Here is a 19,309-nt window from a genome sequence, read left to right as displayed (position 1 = left end):
CCCCCGGGCTCCCGCCGGCTCGCCGCCGTCCGCCCCTCGGTGCGCGAGCTCGTCTCCGTCGTCGCCGCGGCGGCCCGGCTGTGGGTGGGGCACTGGCCGCTGCTGCTCACCATCGCCCTGCTCGGCGGTGCGGCGCGCATGGGCGCGCTGTGGGCGGCGGTGAACGTGAGCGGCTGGAGCAACACGCTGGGCGTCGCGGTGCTGATGCTCGCCCCGCTCGCGTCGGTCGCCTCGATCGTGATCATGCTCCACGTCCTGCGCGAGGACCTGCCGGGGCTCGCCCGCGCCGCGGGTGCGCGTGCACCGCTCGACGGCACGACCGGCCGCGAGCGCCGCCTCGTGGACCTGCTCGCGAGCGTGCTCGTCCCGTTCCTCGCGGTGTACGCCTCCTACGGGCTGCTCGCCGAGGACACGTACCGCTACGTGAACACGATCACGGGCCGCCAGCACGTCGAGAACGCCGGCCTTCTCTACGGCGCGGCCGACGCCATCGACGCCGACCGGGCATTCGTCGGGTCCGGTGCGCTCGCGGTGGGGGTCGTGCTCGTCGCGATGGCGCTGCGGTGGGGGCTCGCGCGCCTGGAGGGCCGCGTGCACGCGACGCCGCTCGGCTACGTCGGGGCCTACGTCGAGGTGTTCTGGATGGCGACGCTCGCGCGGTACCTGACGGGCTACAAGGAGACCGCGTGGGCGTGGGTCGAGGGTCGCCGCGCGATCGACGTGGTGACGACGTGGTGGCTCGACGTCCTCGACCTCCTCGGTCCGGTCGCGCGACCCGTCGACGCGGTCGTCGCGTGGGCCGGTGGCGTGCTGGGGTCGTTCGACGACCTCGTCGTCGTCCCGCTCGCGTGGCTCACGGTCGGCGCGATCGTGTACGGGCACAAGCTCACGCCGCCGCCCGCGCCGGCGCGCCGCGGCGTGCGGGTGCTCGAGGCGCTGCCCACGCCGGTGCGCCGGTGGGGCGGGGAGCTCGTCGGGCAGGTGATCGGGGACGTCCGCGGCCGCTTCCAGGGCCTCGTCGGGGGGCTGCGCACGCTCGCGATGGCCGGCCTGGGGCCGATGCTCGTGTTCGGGCTGGCGTTCCTGGCCTCGACCCGCCTCGAGGAGGTCCTGCACCTCGTGCTGCGCGCCGCGCTCGGGCCGCAGGACCTCGCTACCTGGCTCGCCTTCTCACCGCACACGATCACGGTCGTGCGCGCGGCCGGGCTCACCGTGACGATGACGCTCCTGGCCGCAGCCGTCGACCGCATGCTCCGCGCGACGCAGCGCGTGGACCTGACGAAGAAGCCGCGCGCTCAGTCGACGTCGAGCGCGACGTAGACCGGCTCACGCCACCAGAGCAGGACCTCGTCGACGCGGGCGTCGTCCGGCACGACGACGACCGGCTCGACGGTCCAGGACCGTGGGCGGGGGTCCCGCTCGTCCGCCGACAGCACCTCGTCGAGCCGTCCCAGCGACTCGGACGGGCCTGGCGTGTCGCCCGGGACGCACGGCGACATCGGCCGGGCCGTGGTCACCTCGCCCGCACCGGGCCGCTGGTAGTCGTAGCGCGTCCCGTCCGCGTCCCGCAGCGCGAGGCGGCAGAGCGCGAGGGGCAGGTCGGGGTCGGCCTCGAGGCTCAGCGTGACCTGCACGGCGCGGGCCCCGCTCGGCACCTCGACCCTGACCTGGCGGAGAGCGGCGGGGGTGAGGACGGCGGTGCGGTCGAGACGGACCCGGACGACGCGCTCGTGCGTGCCCTTGCCATCGGTGTACTCGTCGTGCAGCTCGAACCACTCGCCGTGCCCCGCGGTGCGTGCGTCGTGCAGCCCGGCGTGCCAGTAGTACGTGGCGACGCGGTCGGAGCTCGCAGCCAGTGCCGCGACGAGAGCCACGGGCAGCGCCGCGAGCGCCCAGCGGTTGCGGCGCCACCAGTCGCGGCGGCCGCTCACGACCCGTCCCCGGACGCGTCGGCGGACGCCGTGGCGCCGGCGTCGGCGGCGTCGCGGAACGTGACCGGAGGCGCGCCGTCGGTCCAGCGCTCGACGTCCGCCTGCGTGAGGCCGAGGTCGATGTCCGCGAGGTCGTCGCGCCGGTGGTCGTCGGGGTCGAGCGCCAGGAGCAGGTGCGCCCCCGCGACGGCGTCCGCGGGCAGCTCGACGGCGACGTCGGCCTCCCGAGGGACGCCCGGCTGCGCCGTCCCGGGCGCGAAGCCGCCGCGACCGAACCCGCCGGCGACGTAGAGCGTCCCGTCCGAGCCGCGCACGGCGGCGTACGCGAGCGTCCGCGGCTCGCCCCGGGCGGTCATCCGGACCGGGACGACGAGCCAGACGCCCGGACTCGTGAGCGTGGTACCGCCGGCGTCCAGCTCGCGCGCGCCGGCCGGCTCGCCCGCCTCGACGTCGGCGTAGCGGAGCCGTACCGGCTCGCCGACCGCGGAGTCACGGACGAACGGCGCCTCGATCCGGCCCTCGACGGGGAAGGAGTGCGTGATCGCGCGCCCGGTCGCGAGCGCGGCGAGGACCAGCGCGACGACACCGATCCTCTGCGTCCACGGGCGTGCGCCCCCGGAGCCGCTCGTGGTGCTCACGCGTCGCCCTCCTCGGCGCCGCCCTCGTCCGCGCCGCCCTCGTCGACGGCCTCGCGCATCGCGAGCGTCGCCTCGGCGACCACCGTGGGGTCGAACCACGCGACGTCGGGTGTGATCGTGCTCGAGCGCCACGTGTGCCCGACGACCTGGACCGTGACCTCCTCGGGCGGCGGGAGGGACGCGTCGTGCTCGAACAGGAACACGAGCTCGTAGTCGAGCCCCGGCTGGACGGGGGAGAGGTCGGAGGCGTCTGCGAGCAGCAGCCGCCGCGACGACAGGACGCGGTCCGTGCCCGCGTCGGGCGGCTCGACGAGCCCCTCGACCCCGGTGAGCCCGAGCGTGTTCCGCAGGTTCGCCGACGTGGCGGTCCGCTCGCTCGTGTTCGTGACCGTCGCGGTGAGCGCGAGCCAGCGGTTGCCCTCGCCGGGCTTCACGCCCGGCAGCTCGTCGACCCAGAGCACCTTCTCGAGGGTCAGCTCGAACGGGCCGGCCTCGACCGGCTCGCCGACGGCGACGGCCGGGAGGCCCGGCTCGGCGGCGGGCTCGAGGCCGCCGAAGGCCGCGGTCACCGCGAGCAGGGCGACCGCGCCCCCGACCCCGAGGTTGCGCAGCGGCTGGTCGAGCAGGCGCTGGGCGACGACGCTGCCGCTGCGCCGGGCACGTTCGCGCAGCGCGCGGCGGTCGGCGGGGGGCGTGGGCACGCGCAGAGTCTAGGGACACGGCGCGGTCGGCCGTGCTGCGTCCGGGGTGGGCCGTCACCGCCGCGCAGCCGCTCCGCCATGGGGGCGTCCCGCCGCTGCACCGCGCAGCCGTCCCGCCGCGCGGTCCGCGACCGTCCACCGGATACTGGGCGGATGATCTCGGTGGACCGTGCCCTGCTGCTGCACGCGGCCGGCCTGCGCTGGCGACCGCGCTCGGGCGACCGCTTCACGCTGCGCCAGCCGGACCTCAGCGGCGAGGTCTACACGATCTCGGACATGATGATCGAGGCGCACGAGTTCTCGACCGGCACGGTGCTCGGGTTCAACGGCACGACCGAGTGGGCGCTGGACTCCGTCGCCCAGGAGGACGCGGTGTGGCTCCCGGGCGAGGACCAGCTGCGTGAGCTCCTGGGCGGGACGTTCCGGAGCCTGACCCGGGTCGAGGACGGCTTCGAGGTCGAGGTCGAGCTCCCCGGCCGGGGGCCGCGCGGGTTCCGCGCCGACGATGCGGGCGACGCCTACGCCGACGCGCTGCTCGCGCTCGTCACCGCGGCAGTCGACCGCGTCTGACCCGCCCGCGCGTCGACCTCGGAGCACCCGGGGGACAGGCGCGGGTCCAGCGTCTGCCGGGCCGGGCCGGGCCGGGCCTGGCCGGGCGCGCGCCGGGGGCGAGGACCGGGCGACGCCCAGCCCCGCCCCCGCCCCCGACGAGCCCACCCGTCAGACGCTGCGCAGCGTGAAGCGCTGGCAGATGTTGTCGAGCCACGGCCACTGCACGAGCGCGGTGCCGTTCGCGAGACCGCAGCCCGACAGGTCGAGCACCTTCCCGCTGTGCCGCGCGACGAGCCGGACGGAGCCGTCGGCGAGGGGTTCGACCCGCCACTGGCTGCCGGTCGTCGAGCACGCACCCTGCCGCAGCCCGGCGCCGTCGGCGGTCGAGCCCGAGGCGACGACGAGGCAGCTCCCCGGCGCGGACGCGGGCTGGACCCGGTAGTACCCGTTGTCGGTGTGCGCGAACGTCCACCGCTGGCACGCAGCGCCGTTCCAGGCCCAGGACCGCACGGTCGCACCCGAGGCCGTCGAGCAGTCCGCGACGTCGAGCACCTTGCCGCTCTGGCTGCTCACGACGGCGACGGTGCCGGCGGGGGCGAGCCGCCACTGCTGGCACGTCGAGCCGGTCGACGTCCAGGTCCGGATGTTCGTGGCGTCGGCCGCGCCGCACCCGGCCAGGTCGAGCACCTTGCCGGTCGCGCGGTTGGTGAGCCGCGACCAGCCGTCGGTGGTCGGCGTGACCTGCCACTGCTGGCACTGGTTGTCGAGCCACGCCCACTGGCGCACGTCCGTGCCGTCGACCGAGCCGCAGTCGGCGACGTCGAGGACCTTGTTGCTGGCCTTGTTGACGAGCCGGTAGTACCCGTCGGCGGTCGGGTCGAGGACCCAGCGGCTCGACGCGGTGTCGCAGCCGTACTGGGCGACGTCGGCGCCGTCCGCCCCGGAGCTGCCGGTCACGCCGGCGCAGCGTCCGGTGCTGCGGTTGACGAGCGTGTACGCGGCGCCCTCGACGGCCGCGGTGATCGGGCCCTTCTCGCCCGACGGGACGGCGAGGTCGGTGCTCGTCGAGGCGGGGGTGCCGAAGACGGGGCTGTCGTCCGACGCCCACGTGAACGGCTGGACGCGGGTCGAGCGGGTGTCGCCGCAGCCCTGGGAGGTCGACGCGTTGCCGTGGTAGACGATCCAGTCCTGCGTCCCGTCGGGGGACCGGAAGAACCCGTTGTGGCCCGGGCCGTACACGCCGTTGCCGCGCTGGAGGACCGGCGTCGAGCGCTTGGTCCAGGACGACGCCGACAGGGGGTCGCTCCCGGTGAGCGTGAGCAGCCCGAGCTTGTAGTCGGGGGTGTTGCACGAGCTCGCCGAGTAGACGACGTGCGTCCGGCCGTTCCGCTGGATGACCTCGGGCGCCTCGTTGACGCGGCCGCCCTGCGTCTCCCAGCTGTGCGTGGGCCGCGAGATGAGCACGCGCGAGCCCGTGACGGTCCACGGGTCGGTCATGCGCGAGATCCACAGGCTCTGGTCGGGCCCCTGCCACTCGGACCACAGCAGGTAGAGCTGGTTGCCGACCGTCAGGTAGCTGCCGTCGATGTTCCAGGTGCTCGGCATCGGCGTGCTCTTCAACGCGTACGGGCCCATCGGGTCGTCGCCCGCGCTCTCGAGCACGCGGAGCTTCTGGCCGTCGAGGTTCGCGCTCGTCCCGGAGGTGTACATGAGGTACCAGCGGGTGCCGTTGGGCCCCGTCAGCCGGTGGAACTCGGGCGCCCAGAAGTTGAACCCGCTGTCGGCCGCGGTCTCCGACCAGACGTGCACGGGTGCGGCGGTCCGCAGGCCGGCGAGCGTCGGCGACTTGCGCATGACGAGCTGCGAGCTCCACGTCGTCGTCGCGAGGTAGTAGCTGCCGTCGTGGAACTGCAGCCAGGGGTCGGCCCCGTTGGGCAGGAGCGGGTTGCGGACGGTGTCCTCGCCGACCGCCGTCGCGGGGGCGGTAGAAGCGACGAGGGCGACGACCGCGAGCAGGGCGGCGGCGACGAGGGCGGCGAACCGGCTCAGCGGTGCACGTGCGCGTGGGCGGTCCGGACGGGGGAGCGGGGGCATGAGCGTCCTCTCGGTCGATGTGAGCGCTCACAAGACCCGGGGCAGCGGGCGGTGCGGCGGTCGGGGCGAGCGTGCCCGGCGCGGGACGCCGAGGCCGTGCGGTCGTCGGCGGAGGGCGGGTCGCGCCCGGCGCCGACGGAGCGGTGCGGCGCGTGACCGGCCGCCACGTCGTCGTGGCCGGCGCGGGACGAGCCGCAGGTGGTCCCAGAGGTAGTGCCCGGAACATGCGTATGTCAACGTTGTAGAACAATTCGTCCTCCGACCGTGGACCGCGCCGGACGCGGCTGCGTGCGGCACCGCCGGCGTGCCGCGCACCGTGGGGCGTCGGCCGGCGCGGACGCCCGCACGTCTAGACTTCAGGCCATGTCCACCCTCTCCCGCGACGAGGTCGCGCGCGTGGCAGCCCTGGCCCGGATCGACCTGACGCCCGCCGAGCTCGACCGTCTCGCGGGCGAGCTCGACGTGATCGTCGAGTCGGTCGCGCGGGTCAGCGAGGTCGCCACGCCCGACGTGCCCGCCACGAGCCACCCGCTCCCGCTCACCAACGTCTTCCGCGCGGACGTCCCCGAGGCCCCGCTGCTCGCCGCCGACGCCCTCGCGGGCGCCCCGGCCGCGCGCGACGGCAAGTTCCTCGTCCCGCAGATCCTGGAGGAGGACTGATGAGCGACCTCACGCGGCTCACCGCCGCCGACCTCGCCGAGCGGCTGGCGGCCGGTGACGTCTCGAGCGTCGAGGTGACGCAGGCCCACCTCGACCGGATCGCCGCCGTCGAGCCCGCGGTGCACGCGTTCCTGCACGTCAGCGGCGAGGAAGCGCTCGCCACCGCGCGCGACGTCGACGCCCGCCGCGCGGCCGGCGAGCAGCTCCACACGCTCGCGGGCGTGCCGATCGCCGTCAAGGACATCATCGTCACCAAGGGCCTGCCGACGACCGCGGGTTCGAAGATCCTCGAGAACTGGGTCCCGCCGTACGACGCGACCCTCGTCGAGCGGATCAAGGCCGCGGGCCTGCCGATCCTGGGCAAGACCAACATGGACGAGTTCGCGATGGGCTCGAGCACCGAGCACTCCGCGTTCGGCAACACCCACAACCCGTGGGACCTCGACCGGATCCCCGGCGGCTCGGGCGGCGGCTCGGCGGCGGCGGTCGCCGCGTTCGAGGCCCCGCTCGCGATCGGCACCGACACCGGCGGCTCGATCCGTCAGCCCGCGGCCGTCACCGGCACGGTCGGCGTCAAGCCCACGTACGGCGGCGTCTCGCGCTACGGGCTCATCGCGCTCGCGTCGAGCCTCGACCAGGCCGGCCCCGTCACGCGCACCGTGCTCGACTCGGCGCTGCTGCACGAGCTCATCGGCGGCCACGACCCGCGCGACTCGACGTCGATCGACGAGCCGCTGCCCGCGCTGGTCGCCGCGGCGCGCCAGGGCCTCACGGGCGACCTGACCGGCGTGCGCGTCGGCGTCGTCACCGAGCTCACCGGGGAGGGCTACCAGCCGGGCGTGAGCGCGCGCTTCGCGGAGTCGCTCGAGGTGCTGCGCGGCGCGGGCGCGGAGATCGTCGAGGTCTCCTGCCCGCACTTCACCTACGCCCTCGGCGCGTACTACCTGATCCTGCCCAGCGAGGCGTCGAGCAACCTGGCCAAGTTCGACGGCATGCGCTTCGGCCTGCGCGTCGAGCCGACCGAGGGCCCGGTCACCGCCGAGCGCGTGATGGGCGCCACCCGCGGCGCGGGCTTCGGCGACGAGGTCAAGCGGCGCATCATCCTCGGCACGTACGCGCTGTCCGCCGGGTACTACGACGCGTACTACGGCAGCGCGCAGAAGGTCCGCACGCTCATCCAGCGCGACTTCGACGCCGCGTTCACGCAGGCCGACGTGCTCGTCTCGCCCACGGCGCCCACCACGGCGTTCAAGCTCGGCGAGAAGCTCGACGACCCGCTCGCGATGTACCTCAACGACGTCGCGACCATCCCCGCGAACCTCGCGGGCGTCCCGGGGCTCTCGGTCCCCAACGGCCTGTCCGACGACGGCCTGCCGGTCGGCTTCCAGGTGCTCGCACCCGCGAAGGCCGACGACCGGCTCTACCGGGTGGGAGCGGCGCTCGAGGCGCTGCTCGAGGCGCAGTGGGGCGGGTCGATCCTCGACCGCGCGCCGGAGCTGGAGGTGGCGCGATGAGCACGCAGACCGTCGACCTGGTCGACTACGACGAGGCCGTGGCCCGGTTCGACCCGGTGCTCGGCATCGAGGTGCACGTCGAGCTCGGCACGCGCACCAAGATGTTCGACGCGGCGCCGCAGACGTTCGGCGAGGAGCCGAACACGGCCGTCACGCCGGTCTCGCTCGGGCTGCCCGGCGCGCTGCCGGTCGTCAACGGCACCGCGGTGGAGTACGCGATCCGCATCGGCCTCGCGCTGAACTGCCAGATCGCCGAGCGCTGCCGGTTCGCGCGCAAGAACTACTTCTACCCGGACGTCCCGAAGAACTTCCAGACGTCGCAGTACGACGAGCCCATCGCGTTCGACGGGTGGATCGACGTCGAGCTCGAGGACGGGTCGACGTTCCGGGTCGAGATCGAGCGCGCGCACATGGAGGAGGACGCCGGCAAGAACACGCACGTCGGCGGCTCGACCGGGCGCATCCACGGCGCCGAGTACTCGCTCGTCGACTACAACCGCGCCGGGATCCCGCTCGTCGAGATCGTGACCCGGCCCATCACGGGTGCGGGCGCGCGCGTCCCCGAGGTCGCCCGCGCCTACGTCCAGACGCTGCGCGACATCTTCCGCACGCTCGGCGTCTCCGAGGCGCGGATGGAGCGCGGCAACGTCCGCGCCGACGTCAACCTGTCGCTGCGCCCGACCCCGGAGTCGCCGCTCGGCACCCGCACCGAGACCAAGAACGTGAACTCGTTCCGGTCCGTCGAGCGCGCGGTCCGCTACGAGGTGTCGCGCCAGGCGGCGGTGCTCGACGCGGGCGGCACGATCGTCCAGGAGACCCGGCACTGGCACGAGGACACCGGCAGCACGACGCCGGGCCGCGTGAAGTCGGACGCCGAGGACTACCGCTACTTCCCCGAGCCGGACCTCGTGCCGATCGCGCCCGACCGCGCGTGGGTCGAGGAGATCCGCGCCGCCCTCCCCGAGCTGCCCGCGGCCCGCCGCCGCCGGCTGCAGGGGGAGTGGGGCTACGCCGACGCCGAGATGCGCGACGTCGTCAACGCCGGCGCGATCGAGCTCATCGAGGCGACCATCGCCGCGGGCGCGAGCCCGGCCGCCGCCCGCAAGTGGTGGATGGGTGAGCTCGCGCGCACCGCGAAGCAGCAGGAGGTCGAGCTGGCGGAGCTGCCGATCACCCCGACCCAGATCGGCGAGCTGCAGGCGCTCGTCGACGCGGGCCGGATCAACGACAAGCTCGCGCGCCAGGTGCTCGAGGGCGTGCTCGCGGGCGAGGGCGGCCCCGAGCAGGTCGTCGTCGCCCGCGGGCTCGAGGTCGTGTCCGACGACGGCCCGCTGCTCGAGGCCATCGACGCCGCGCTCGCGGGTCAGCCGGACATCGCCGCGAAGATCCGCTCGGGCAACCTCGGCCCGGTCGGCGCGATCATCGGCGCGGTCATGAAGGCCACGCGCGGTCAGGCCGACGCCGGCCGCGTGCGCGAGCTCGTGCTCGAGCGGGTCGCGCAGGGCTGACGCCCCGAGGCGCGCCGCAGCCCCCGACGGCGGTCGGTCCCTCCGGGGGCCGGCCGCCGACGTCGTGCAGGGCCGGCGCGATCCCGCGTGGTGGTGGCGCGGCGGGTGCGGGACGAGCCGCGCCGGGCCGGGCGTCGTCGACCACCCCGGGCCGTGCCTCCGTGGGCCGGTGGCTCAGCGGGACCGGCGCGCGTGCGCGTCGAGCGCGACCTTCCGCTCCTCGGCGTGGTCGACGACCCGCTCGGGGTAGTCCGGCGCCGCCGCGCGCGGGAGCTTCCACGGCTCGTGCACCGCCGCACCCGGGATCCCGCGCAGCTCGGGCACCCAGCGCCGCACGTACGTGCCGTCGGGGTCGAGCGTGCGGCCCTGCGTCACCGGGTTGAAGACCCGGAAGTACGGCGCCGCGTCGCGTCCGGTGCCCGCGACCCACTGCCAGTTCAGCTGGTTCTGCGGCACGTCGCCGTCGACGAGCCAGCGCATGAAGTGCGCGGCCCCGCGCTGCCACGCCACGTGCAGGTCCTTGATGAGGAACGACGCCGTGACCATGCGCAGGCGCCCGTGCATCCAGCCCTCGGCGCGCAGCTGACGCATCCCCGCGTCGACGAACGGGTAGCCCGTGCGCCCGGCGGCCCACACCTCGAGGGCGGCGGCCTCGCGCTCGGCGGTCACCCACGAGTCGTCGGGCGCGACCTCGCGCAGCGACTGCCACGACGCGGTCGGGTGGTGGAACAGCACGTCGGCGTGGAACTCGCGCCACGCGAGCTCGGAGCGGAACGCCGCGGCGCCGTCGCTGCGGCTGCGCGCGAGGTCGGCGAGCAGCGTGCGGGGGTGGATCTCGCCCCACTTGAGCGCGGGCGACAGGCGCGACGTGGCGTGGAGGTCGGGCCGGTTGCGGTCGTCGGCGTACCCGGCGAGCCCGTCGTCGAGCATCGCGGCCCAGCGCTCGCGCGCGGCGGCCTCCCCGGCGTCGGGCAGGTCGAGGTCGTCGAGCGCGGGCTCGTCGGGCAGCCCGTCGCTGCGGACGCCCTGCGCCCAGCGCGGCGCCGGCCCGGTCGCGGGCGCACGCCAGCCGTGCGCGAGCCACGCGGTGCGGAACGGGGTGAACACCTGGAACGGCGTCCCGCCGCCGGTCCGGAGCCGCCCGGGCGCGACGGCGTACGGGGAGCCGGTCTCGACGAGCGCGGCGCCCGCCGCCTCGAGGGCCGTCCGGACCTGCTCGTCGCGGCGCCGGCCCGCCGGCTCGTACGACGACGCCACGTGGACCTCGTCCGCCGCGACCTGGCGCGCCACCTCGGGGAGCACCTCGGTCGGCGCACCGCGGCGCACCACGAGCCGCCCGCCGGTCGCGTCGTCGAGCGCACGCAGGCTGCGCAGCAGGTACGCACGGCGCGGTGGGCCCGAGCGCGCCAGCAGCGCGTCGTCCAGCACGTACAGCGGCACGACGTCGCGCCCGTCGGCAGCGGCGGCGAGGAGGGCGGGGTTGTCCGCGAGGCGCAGGTCGCGTCGGAACCAGTGGATCGCGGTCACGCGGTCACGCTAGCCGCGCGGCCCGGGGGCGGCGCGGGGAGGGCCGCACGGGGGAGCCGTCCCCGGGGTGCCGCCGTCCGGTCAGCGGGGAGCGGCCCCGGAGACCGCTGCACCCGCGCGGCGCGGCCACGGCGTCGGCTCGCAGCGACCGGGTGCGCCTCGTGCCGCGCGGCGAAACATGGCGGTCACCCGGTGTCCGTAGGCTCCCCGGTGGGGGCCACGATCAGGAGGACGACCGATGGAGAAGCCGACGCTCCAGGGCGAGATGATCCGGCTGCGACCCGTCCGCGCGGACGACGCCGACGCGATGTGGGACATGGTCCACGACCCCGAGGGCATGCGCCTCACGGGCACGACCGCGACCTTCACGCGCGAGCAGATCGCGGAGTGGTGCGCCACGATCTCGACGCACGACAACCGCATCGACCTCGCCGTCACGTCGAGCGGCTCGGACGAGTACCGCGGCGAGATCGTCCTCAACGACATCGACCCGGTCGTGCGCAGCGCCAACCTGCGGCTCGTGATGCGCCCCGCGTACCGCGGCCGGGGCTACGGCACCGAGGCGATCCAGCTCGTGCTGGGCCTCGCGTTCGACGGGCTCGGGCTGCACCGCGTCGGGCTCGACGTGCTGAGCATCAACAGCCGGGCGATCGCGATCTACGAGAACATCGGGTTCCGGCACGAGGGCCGGCTGCGCGACGCCTACCGCGACGGCGACCGCTGGTGCGACTCGATCCTCATGGGCCTGCTCGAGGACGAGTTCCGGGCGGCGCAGCTCGACTGACCCGCCCTCGGCGGGACGACCGAGCCGTCGGCCGGCCGCCGGGCGGGTCGCCGTGCGGGGCTGAACCTCCGACGGCGGCCTGCCGGGCAGGACTGGTCGAGCTGCAGGCTCAGCGCAGCCAAGGGTTGGCGCGGACGACGCCGAGCCGGGACCACGGGCGGCCGAGCCCCCAGGTGTCCCCGGCGAGCGTGGCGGCCAGGGCGATCGCCGCGAGCGTGTAGACGAGGTGCTGGTCGACGAGCGGGTTCTGGCTGCCCGCGGCGAAGGGCCAGGCCGCGACGTAGAGCGGGACCATGAGGAGCGCCGCGGCGACGGCGGCGACGCGCAGGCCGATGCCGAGGAGCAGCGCGAGGCCGACGCCGAGCATCCCGAGCATGAAGAGCCAGTCGGAGACGGGGCTCGCGATCGACGCGAAGAACTCCTTCGCCGGCCCGCTCACGCCGTGCTGCAGATAGCCCTGGCTGGGGGTGCCGCCGTTGATCCACGCGCCCTCGGCGGGCGTCGCATAGCCGAGGCCGAAGGTCTTGTCGAGGAACGGCCACAGGAAGACGAGGCCGAGGGCGATCCGGAGGGCGGCCAGCGCCCTGCGGGCGCCGAGGGTGAGGCCGGGTCCCCGGAGGTCGGGGTCGTGCTGGGTGCTCTGGGTGCGGGCCGGTGCGACGGGTGAGGCAGTCATGGCGGGCGCTCCTTCAGGGTCAGCGGAGCCGTGACCGTAGCGTGACCTTCGGAGTGCAATCTTCAACTTGTCTTGCCTGCTGGGACGCCACCCCCGAGTGAAACGATTGGGTGGCGTCCCCGCAGGCGGATCCGGCTCCGACGTGGTCCTCGCGGCCGCTCAGGCGCCCGACGGGAGCCGCTCGGCCCAGACGTCGATCGCGTCGCGCAGGTACACCGCGAGGCCCGGCGCGAACGCGTCGTACGTCGCCGTGAAGCGCTCGTCGTCGACGTACATCTGGCCGAGCCCGCGGTAGGACTCGCGGTTCGGCGTCCAGAACGTCGCGATCTGCGCGAAGTGGCGCGCGACGAGCCCCTGCGTCCGGTCGTCGTCCGGCGCGAGGCCCTCGGCCAGGCACGCCGCCAGGCCCTCGCCGATCGCCTGGGTCTCGCGATGGTGCGCCGCCTGCCCGTCCGCGCCGAGCCGGGCCCAGGTGTCGTTGCTGCGGTCCACCTCCGCGTCGCCCCAGCGCTCACGCGCCTCGGCGTCGTACTGGCTGTTGTCGAAGCCTGCGTACAGGTCCTTCGCTGCCATGTCGTGCCCCCCTTCCAGGGACTCGAGGGTCGAGGCGACGGTCGCCGCGAGCCGGTCGAACCGGTCCCGCTCCGCGACGAGCCGCGCGTGGTGCTCCCGGAGCAGCTCGGCCCGGGCGCCGTGCTCCCCGTCGACCGCGAGCACGCGGGCGACGGTGGGCAGGTCGACGTCGAGCTCCCGCAGCACGAGGATCTGCTGCAGCCGCAGCAGCTCGTCGCGCCCGTAGAGCCGGCGCCCGCCCGCAGCCACGTCCACGGGGGCCAGCAGCCCGATCGCGTCGTAGTGCCGCAGCGTCCGGGAGGTCACGCCCGAGAGGCGGGCGAGGTCCCCGATGGTCCAGGTCTCGCTCGTCACGTGCCGCCTCCTCGTCCCTGACGGCGGTCCGTCCGCCGTCGTCACCGACGCTAGAAGTTGACGCTGCGTCAACCGCAAGCCCCATTCTGCGCCGGGAAGGCGACGGGCTCGTGCGCGTGGGTGGCGGGTGGGACGCTGGGCGGATGACGACGCCGAGGACGACGCTCACTGCGACCGAGGTCTCCGCGCAGGTCGACGCCCGGCACTGGCGCGTCCTGCTCAACCGGGTCCACGCGGCGTTCCACACCGGCTCGTTCGAGCGCGGCCTCGAGCTTGCGACGCGGATCGCGGCGGTCGCCGAGCAGCTCGACCACCACCCGGACGTGCACCTGACCTACCCGCGCGTGCAGGTGTCGGTGCTCACGCACGACGCGGGCGGGCTCACCGCGAAGGACGTCGCGCTCGCGGCGGCGATCAGCGCGGTCGCCGACGAGCTCGGGCTCGACGCCGAGGTCCCCGTGCTGTCCGCGCTCGAGGTCGCGATCGACGCGCTCGACATCCCGGCGGTGTACCCGTTCTGGCGTGCGGTGCTCGGCTACGTCCCCGAGGAGCTGCCCGGGGCGGACGACCCGTCGCCGGCGCTGCTCGACCCGGCCGGCCGCGGCCCCGCGGTGTGGTTCCAGCAGATGGACGCCCCGCGCCCGCAGCGCAACCGCATCCACCTGGACGTGACGGTGCCGCACGACGTCGCCGAGGAGCGGGTCGCGGCGGCGCTCGCGGCGGGCGGGCACCTCGTGAGCGACGAGCGCGCGCCCGCGTTCTGGGTCCTCGCGGACGCCGAGGGCAACGAGGCGTGCGTGTGCACGTGGCAGGCGCGCGACTGACCGGCCCGGCGGCTCACTCCCAGACGGCGACGCTGCGGCGCGTGGGCGCGCCGGTGTTGGCCGCGAAGAGCTCGGGCGAGCGCGACCGCACCCGCTCGATGTCGTCGAACACGGTGCGCAGGTGCGTGCGCATGAGCGGCCGGGCCTCGCTCGCGCCGCCCCGCAGGAGGGCGTCGAGCACGTGCGCGTGCTGCTCGACGAACACCTGGACGCTGCCCACCTCCGAGAGCCCGAGGCGCCGCGCGCGGTCGAGGTGGGCCTTGGCGGCGACGACCGACGGCCACGTGCCCTCGTGCCCGGCGAGGCGCATGAGCCCCTGGTGGAACGCCTCGTCGAGGCGGAAGAACTCCTCGTGGTCGCCCTCGACGAGGCGCTGCAGCGCGATGTTCTCCTGCAGTTCGGCGGTGACTCGGGGATCCGGCTCGGCCGGCACGTCGTCGAGCGACGCGAGCTCGACGGCCTCGCGCAGGAACTGGGCGTCGGCGACGCGCTGCGGGTCCACGCGCGAGACGAACGAGCCGATCCTCGGGAAGATCTGCACGAGCCCTTCCTGCTGCAGGAGCATGAGCGCGTCGCGCACGGGCGTCCGGGACACGCCGAGCTCGGCGGCGAGCTCGTTCTCCGAGAGGGGCGCCCCCGGCTGGAGGTCGAGGGTCACGACCCGTCGGCGGAGCTCGCCGTACACCACGCGACCCGCCGAGCGCGGGCCGGGGTCCGCGGCGCCTCGCTGACGCGCGCCGGCTCCGGGCTCCCCGCCCGCCCTGCCGGCGGTGCCACCCGTGCTGCCCGCTGCCGCTGCCGTCACGCCGCCTCCTCGCCTCGTCCTGTCCACGATCCGGTCCGCGGCCGTCGACACCGCCGGCGGGCCTGAGAGCGCGCCCTTGTATACAACTCGTGCGTGTCAGCGCAGGTCAAGCCGGGGGCGGGGTGACCGGCGCCGCGACGAGCGGCCGACGCCCGCCCGGCGTGGCGTGGCAGCCATCCGGACGGGGCTTGACATCGCGTGCATATCGCCCTTGTATACAAGCACTGCACCGCAGCAGTGCGTCCCTCGGCCAGGAGCCCGCGGACGCCACGCCGGACGAGGGGGAGCGCAGCGTGAGCACCATCGAGCGGGCCGAGGTCTTCGTCGCAGGACCGGGACGGAACTTCGTCACCCTGCGCATCACGACGTCCGACGGCGTCACCGGGCTCGGCGACGCGACGCTGAACGGCCGCGAGCTCGCGGTCGCGAGCTACCTGCGCGACCACGTGGTCCCGCTGCTGATCGGCCGGGACCCGGCGCGCATCGAGGACATGTGGCAGTACCTGTACCGCGGCCCGTACTGGCGTCGCGGTCCGGTCACGATGACCTCGATCGCCGCGGTCGACACCGCGCTGTGGGACATCAAGGGCAAGGTCGCGGGCCTGCCCGTCTACCAGCTGCTCGGCGGGCGCTCGCGCGACGGGGTCATGGTCTACGGCCACGCGAGCGGCGCCGACACCGCGGAGCTGCTCGACGACGTCGTCCGGTTCCGCGAGCTCGGCTACCAGGCGGTGCGTGCGCAGGCGGCCGTGCCCGAGGTGGGCGGCACCTACGGCGTGCGCAAGGGCGCGATCTACGAGCCCGCCGCGAGCGCCCTGCCCGAGGAGCAGCCCTGGTCGACCGAGGCCTACCTGCGGTTCGCCCCGACGTACCTCGAGGAGATCCGCTCGAAGCTCGGCTTCGACTTCCACCTGCTGCACGACGTGCACCACCGGCTCACGCCGCTCGAGGCCGCGCGCTTCGGCAAGAGCGTCGAGGACGTGCAGCTGTTCTGGATGGAGGACCCGACACCGGCGGAGAACCAGGAGGCGTTCCGCCTCATCCGCCAGCACACCACGACACCGATCGCGGTCGGCGAGGTGCTCACGAGCATCTGGGACGTCCAGCACCTGATCACCGAGCAGCTCATCGACTACGTGCGCACGACCGTGGTGCACGCGGGTGGCATCACGCACCTGCGCCGGATCTTCGACCTGGCCGCGCTGTACCAGGTGCGCACCGGGTCCCACGGCGCAACGGACCTGTCGCCCGTGACGCTGGCGGCGGCGGTGCACGTCGACCTGAGCGTGCCGAACTTCGGCATCCAGGAGTACATGGAGCACGCGCCCGAGACCATGGAGGTCTTCCGCAGCGGCGTCCGGTTCACGAACGGTGCGCTCGACCTCGACGAGACGCCCGGGCTGGGCGTCGAGTACGACGAGAAGGCGGCCGCACGCTTCCCGTACGAGCCGCGGTACCTGCCGGTCGCACGCCGGCTCGACGGGTCCGTGCACGACTGGTGAGGCCCGGCGCCGTCGAGGCGCCCGCCGTCACGGACGACCCCGCGCGACCGCGCGGTGGACGCCCGACCGAGAGCTGACCATCCCGACCGGCACGCCCGGTCCACCCCGGCGCCCGCCACGGCGTCGGCACCCCCCACGCCGTGCGTCTCCGTCCGGGATCCCCCGACGGTCGGCGCACGGCGCATCGGACCGCTGTCGCGGGCGAAGGAGCACACGATGACGCACGACAACCTGACGGCCCCGGGCGCGGCCGTCGAGCGGACGGCCGGTGACCTGAGGAAGGTCGCGGTGTCCGGCTGGCTCGGCACGGCCATGGAGTTCATGGACTTCCAGCTGTACTCGCTCGCCGCGGCGATCGTCTTCAACGAGATCTTCTTCCCCGACGTCGACCCGGCGATCGGCCTGATCGCGGCGATGGGCACCTACGGCGTGGGCTACGTCGCCCGGCTCGCCGGCGCGATCTACTTCGGCCGGATGGGGGACCGGATCGGCCGCAAGAAGGTCCTGTTCATCACGATCGCCCTCATGGGCGCCTCGACGACCCTGATCGGCGTGCTCCCGACGTACGCGCAGGTCGGGCTCGCCGCGCCGATCCTGCTCGTCGTCCTCCGCCTCGCGCAGGGCTTCGGCGCCGGCGCGGAGATCGCGGGCGCGACGACGATGCTCGCGGAGTACGCCCCGGTGAAGAAGCGCGGCGTGGTCGCCTCCCTGGTCAGCCTCGGCACCAACACCGGCACGCTCGCCGCGACCGGCCTGTGGGCGCTGCTCCTCGCGGTCCTCACGGAGGAGCAGCTGCTGTCCTGGGGCTGGCGCCTGCCGTTCCTGTTCAGCTTCGTGCTGATGATCTTCGCGATCTGGATCCGGACCCACCTCAAGGAGAGCCCGGTCTTCGAGAGCCGCGCGGACGTGAGCGCCGAGGGTGTCGCGCTGACCCGCGAGGAGCTCGAGGCTGCCGCGGCGAAGACGACCGAGGCGAGCGTGCTCGAGGCCGCGCTGCACCAGCGCAAGGGCAGGGCGTTCTTCATCGCGCTCGGCCTGCGGTTCGGGCAGGCCGGCAACTCGGGCCTGATCCAGACGTTCCTCGTCGGGTACATCGCGACGACGCTGCTGCTGGACCGCAGCCTCGCGACCAACGCGATCCTCTACAGCTCGATCGTCGGCTTCGCGACGGTGCCGGTCGTGGGACTGCTCGGAGACCGCTTCGGCCGGCGCCCGGTGTACATGGTGCTCACGGTCGTCTCGGCGATCCTCGCCTTCCCGCTGCTCAACCTGATCCAGCAGGGGAGCACGGTCGCGCTGACGATCTCGATGATCCTGCTGCACAACCTCGCGGTCCTCGGCCTGTTCTCGCTCGAGAGCGTCACGATGGCCGAGCTCTTCGGGGCCCGGACGCGCTTCACGCAGCTCGCGCTCGCCAAGGAGATCGGCGGCATCCTCGCCACGGCGATCGGCCCGCTGCTCGCGGCGACGCTGACCGCGGTCACGGGCTCCTGGTGGCCCATCGCGGCGATGCTCGTGGTGTACAGCCTCATCACACTCGTCTCGGCCGTCGTCTCGCCCGAGGTCCGCGGCCGCGACCTCGTCCGGCTCGAGGACGCCGTATGAAGGCCGTCGTGGTCCACGGCGCGGGCGACCTGCGCGTCGACGACCTCCCCGACCCGACGCCGGCCCGCGACGAGGTCCTGGTCGCGATGGAGTGGGGCGGGGTGTGCGGCTCGGACCTCGCGTACTGGCGCAACGCCCGCTCGGGGACGGCCGTCCTGCGGCACCCGATGGTCCTCGGGCACGAGGTCGCGGGGCGCGTCGTGAAGCTCGGCGCGGACGTCACGGGGCTCGAGGTGGGCCGGCCGGTGACGTTCCAGCCGGCGCAGCTCGTGGGCGACGGCGCCATGCCGCCGCGGCTCGCCGGTCGCACCAACCTGTACCCCGCGGTGCGGTACTTCGGCTCCGCCGCGTTCGACCCGCACACCGACGGCGGCTTCTGCGAGCTCCGGGCGGTCCGGGCGGCGCAGGTCCGGCCGCTCCCCGAGGGCGTCTCGACCCGCCGGGGCGCCCTGGCCGAGCCCCTCGCGGTCGCGATCCACGCCGTCGGACGCGTCGACGTCGCGGGGCGCACGGTCCTCGTCAACGGCTGCGGGCCGATCGGGGCGCTCGTCGTGGCCGCGGCGAAGCACGCCGGCGCGGCCCAGGTCCTCGCCGCCGACGTGGCCGCGTCGTCGCTCGCGGTGGCCCGGGCGATGGGCGCCGACGAGGTCGTGGACGTGTCCGCCGGGCCGCTGCCGGACGACGTCGAGATCGTCTTCGAGGCCTCCGGCGTGCCCGCCGCGCTGGGGGCGGTGCTGCACGCGACCGCGAAGGGCGGCACGCTCGTCCAGGTCGGGAACCTGCCCGGGACCGAGGCGACGGCCGTGCTCGGCGAGCTCGTGACACGCGAGATCACGTGGATGGGCTCGTACCGGTTCTCGGAGGAGATCGACGACGCGATCACGGCGCTCGCGGACGGGCTCGACGTGGACCCGCTCATGACGCACACGTTCGACATCGACGACGCCGAGGAGGCGCTGCGCGTGGCGGCCGACCGGAGCACGGGCAGCAGCAAGGTCATGCTGCGCCTCGGCGGCGACGCCTGAGACCACCGGCCGGGCCGGGTCGGCACGTGCCGACCC

At 74.6% G+C, this 19,309-nt stretch carries 18 protein-coding genes; 10 read left to right on the top strand and 8 right to left on the bottom strand.

The genetic code is table 11. The annotated features are described in order from the left end of the window. The coding region (locus tag CCE01nite_RS21455; RefSeq protein WP_170223986.1) for a hypothetical protein at positions 1-1,320 on the top strand (1,320 nt) is incomplete at its 5' end. Here CCE01nite_RS21455 and CCE01nite_RS16975 read toward each other — a convergent pair. The 3 genes from CCE01nite_RS16975 to CCE01nite_RS16965 are packed head-to-tail and all read right to left on the bottom strand — an operon-like array spanning position 1,296 to position 3,270. Beyond that, positions 1,296-1,931, bottom strand: a complete 636-nt coding sequence (locus CCE01nite_RS16975; protein WP_034629007.1) for a hypothetical protein — start codon at positions 1,929-1,931, stop codon at positions 1,296-1,298. The two genes, CCE01nite_RS21455 and CCE01nite_RS16975, sit on opposite strands and share 25 nt — an antisense overlap. Then, entirely contained in the window at positions 1,928-2,569 is a 642-nt protein-coding gene (locus tag CCE01nite_RS16970) for a hypothetical protein (RefSeq protein ID WP_052104035.1), read from the bottom strand. The genes CCE01nite_RS16975 and CCE01nite_RS16970 overlap by 4 nt, the downstream gene beginning before the upstream one ends. Then, a complete protein-coding gene (locus CCE01nite_RS16965) occupies positions 2,566-3,270 on the bottom strand; it encodes a DUF4352 domain-containing protein (protein ID WP_034629004.1) in 705 nt (234 codons plus the stop codon). Before CCE01nite_RS16965 ends, CCE01nite_RS16970 begins: the two co-directional genes overlap by 4 nt. 153 nt (positions 3,271-3,423) lie before the next feature. Between CCE01nite_RS16965 and CCE01nite_RS16960 the strand changes: the two genes are divergently transcribed. Next, positions 3,424-3,840: a hypothetical protein gene (locus CCE01nite_RS16960; RefSeq protein WP_034629002.1), complete on the top strand. Its 417-nt coding sequence runs from the start codon at positions 3,424-3,426 to the stop codon at positions 3,838-3,840. Between the two features lie 150 nt (positions 3,841-3,990). On the opposite strand, the gene CCE01nite_RS16955 is transcribed toward CCE01nite_RS16960, so the two are convergent. Continuing rightward, positions 3,991-5,916: an RICIN domain-containing protein gene (locus tag CCE01nite_RS16955; protein WP_034629000.1), complete on the bottom strand. Its 1,926-nt coding sequence runs from the start codon at positions 5,914-5,916 to the stop codon at positions 3,991-3,993. Between the two features lie 363 nt (positions 5,917-6,279). On the opposite strand from CCE01nite_RS16955, the gene gatC reads away from it, so the two are divergent. Genes gatC through gatB form a run of 3 tightly spaced genes read left to right on the top strand, consistent with a single transcriptional unit; the run spans position 6,280 to position 9,598 of the window. Continuing rightward, positions 6,280-6,576, top strand: a complete 297-nt coding sequence (gene gatC / locus CCE01nite_RS16950) for an Asp-tRNA(Asn)/Glu-tRNA(Gln) amidotransferase subunit GatC (RefSeq protein WP_034628997.1) — start codon at positions 6,280-6,282, stop codon at positions 6,574-6,576. Continuing rightward, a complete protein-coding gene (gatA, locus tag CCE01nite_RS16945) occupies positions 6,576-8,090 on the top strand; it encodes an Asp-tRNA(Asn)/Glu-tRNA(Gln) amidotransferase subunit GatA (protein ID WP_034628994.1) in 1,515 nt (504 codons plus the stop codon). Before gatC ends, gatA begins: the two co-directional genes overlap by 1 nt. Beyond that, a complete protein-coding gene (gene gatB, locus CCE01nite_RS16940; protein ID WP_034628992.1) occupies positions 8,087-9,598 on the top strand; it encodes an Asp-tRNA(Asn)/Glu-tRNA(Gln) amidotransferase subunit GatB in 1,512 nt (503 codons plus the stop codon). Before gatA ends, gatB begins: the two co-directional genes overlap by 4 nt. 174 nt (positions 9,599-9,772) lie before the next feature. On the opposite strand, the gene CCE01nite_RS16935 is transcribed toward gatB, so the two are convergent. Beyond that, positions 9,773-11,125 carry a cryptochrome/photolyase family protein gene (locus CCE01nite_RS16935; RefSeq protein WP_141372730.1) on the bottom strand — a complete coding sequence of 451 codons (1,353 nt, stop codon included), beginning with the start codon at positions 11,123-11,125 and terminating at the stop codon, positions 9,773-9,775. A gap of 238 nt (positions 11,126-11,363) precedes the next feature. Here CCE01nite_RS16935 and CCE01nite_RS16930 point away from each other — a divergent pair, with 238 nt between their 5' ends. Continuing rightward, positions 11,364-11,909, top strand: coding sequence for a GNAT family N-acetyltransferase (locus CCE01nite_RS16930; RefSeq protein ID WP_034627173.1), 546 nt, complete (start codon positions 11,364-11,366; stop codon positions 11,907-11,909). Between the two features lie 109 nt (positions 11,910-12,018). Here CCE01nite_RS16930 and CCE01nite_RS16925 read toward each other — a convergent pair whose 3' ends face one another. Both CCE01nite_RS16925 and CCE01nite_RS16920 read right to left on the bottom strand, forming a co-directional pair. Continuing rightward, positions 12,019-12,585: a DoxX family membrane protein gene (locus CCE01nite_RS16925; protein WP_034627171.1), complete on the bottom strand. Its 567-nt coding sequence runs from the start codon at positions 12,583-12,585 to the stop codon at positions 12,019-12,021. A 159-nt stretch (positions 12,586-12,744) separates the two neighbouring features. After that, entirely contained in the window at positions 12,745-13,512 is a 768-nt protein-coding gene (locus tag CCE01nite_RS16920) for a MerR family transcriptional regulator (RefSeq protein WP_034627168.1), read from the bottom strand. A 143-nt stretch (positions 13,513-13,655) separates the two neighbouring features. Between CCE01nite_RS16920 and CCE01nite_RS16915 the strand changes: the two genes are divergently transcribed. Next, on the top strand, positions 13,656-14,336 hold the full coding sequence (locus CCE01nite_RS16915; RefSeq protein WP_034627166.1) for a 4a-hydroxytetrahydrobiopterin dehydratase: 681 nt from the start codon (positions 13,656-13,658) through the stop codon (positions 14,334-14,336). Between the two features lie 13 nt (positions 14,337-14,349). Here CCE01nite_RS16915 and CCE01nite_RS16910 read toward each other — a convergent pair whose 3' ends face one another. Next, on the bottom strand, positions 14,350-15,141 hold the full coding sequence (locus tag CCE01nite_RS16910; RefSeq protein ID WP_246056656.1) for a GntR family transcriptional regulator: 792 nt from the start codon (positions 15,139-15,141) through the stop codon (positions 14,350-14,352). Between the two features lie 293 nt (positions 15,142-15,434). On the opposite strand from CCE01nite_RS16910, the gene manD reads away from it, so the two are divergent. From manD to CCE01nite_RS16895, 3 genes are all read left to right on the top strand, one after another. Next, positions 15,435-16,643 (top strand): D-mannonate dehydratase ManD, encoded by a 1,209-nt coding sequence (gene manD, locus CCE01nite_RS16905; protein WP_034627160.1) that lies wholly within the window; start codon positions 15,435-15,437, stop codon positions 16,641-16,643. A gap of 216 nt (positions 16,644-16,859) precedes the next feature. After that, positions 16,860-18,248 (top strand): MFS transporter, encoded by a 1,389-nt coding sequence (locus CCE01nite_RS16900; protein ID WP_034627154.1) that lies wholly within the window; start codon positions 16,860-16,862, stop codon positions 18,246-18,248. Beyond that, on the top strand, positions 18,245-19,273 hold the full coding sequence (locus CCE01nite_RS16895; protein ID WP_034627149.1) for an L-idonate 5-dehydrogenase: 1,029 nt from the start codon (positions 18,245-18,247) through the stop codon (positions 19,271-19,273). The genes CCE01nite_RS16900 and CCE01nite_RS16895 overlap by 4 nt, the downstream gene beginning before the upstream one ends. The last annotated feature ends 36 nt before the right edge of the window (positions 19,274-19,309 follow it).

The organism is Cellulomonas cellasea, assembly GCF_006538745.1.
GTDB classification, from domain to species: domain Bacteria; phylum Actinomycetota; class Actinomycetes; order Actinomycetales; family Cellulomonadaceae; genus Cellulomonas_A; species Cellulomonas_A cellasea.
Note: the sequence above shows the minus strand (reverse complement) of the source record. Positions and strands in the feature narration are given on the sequence as shown.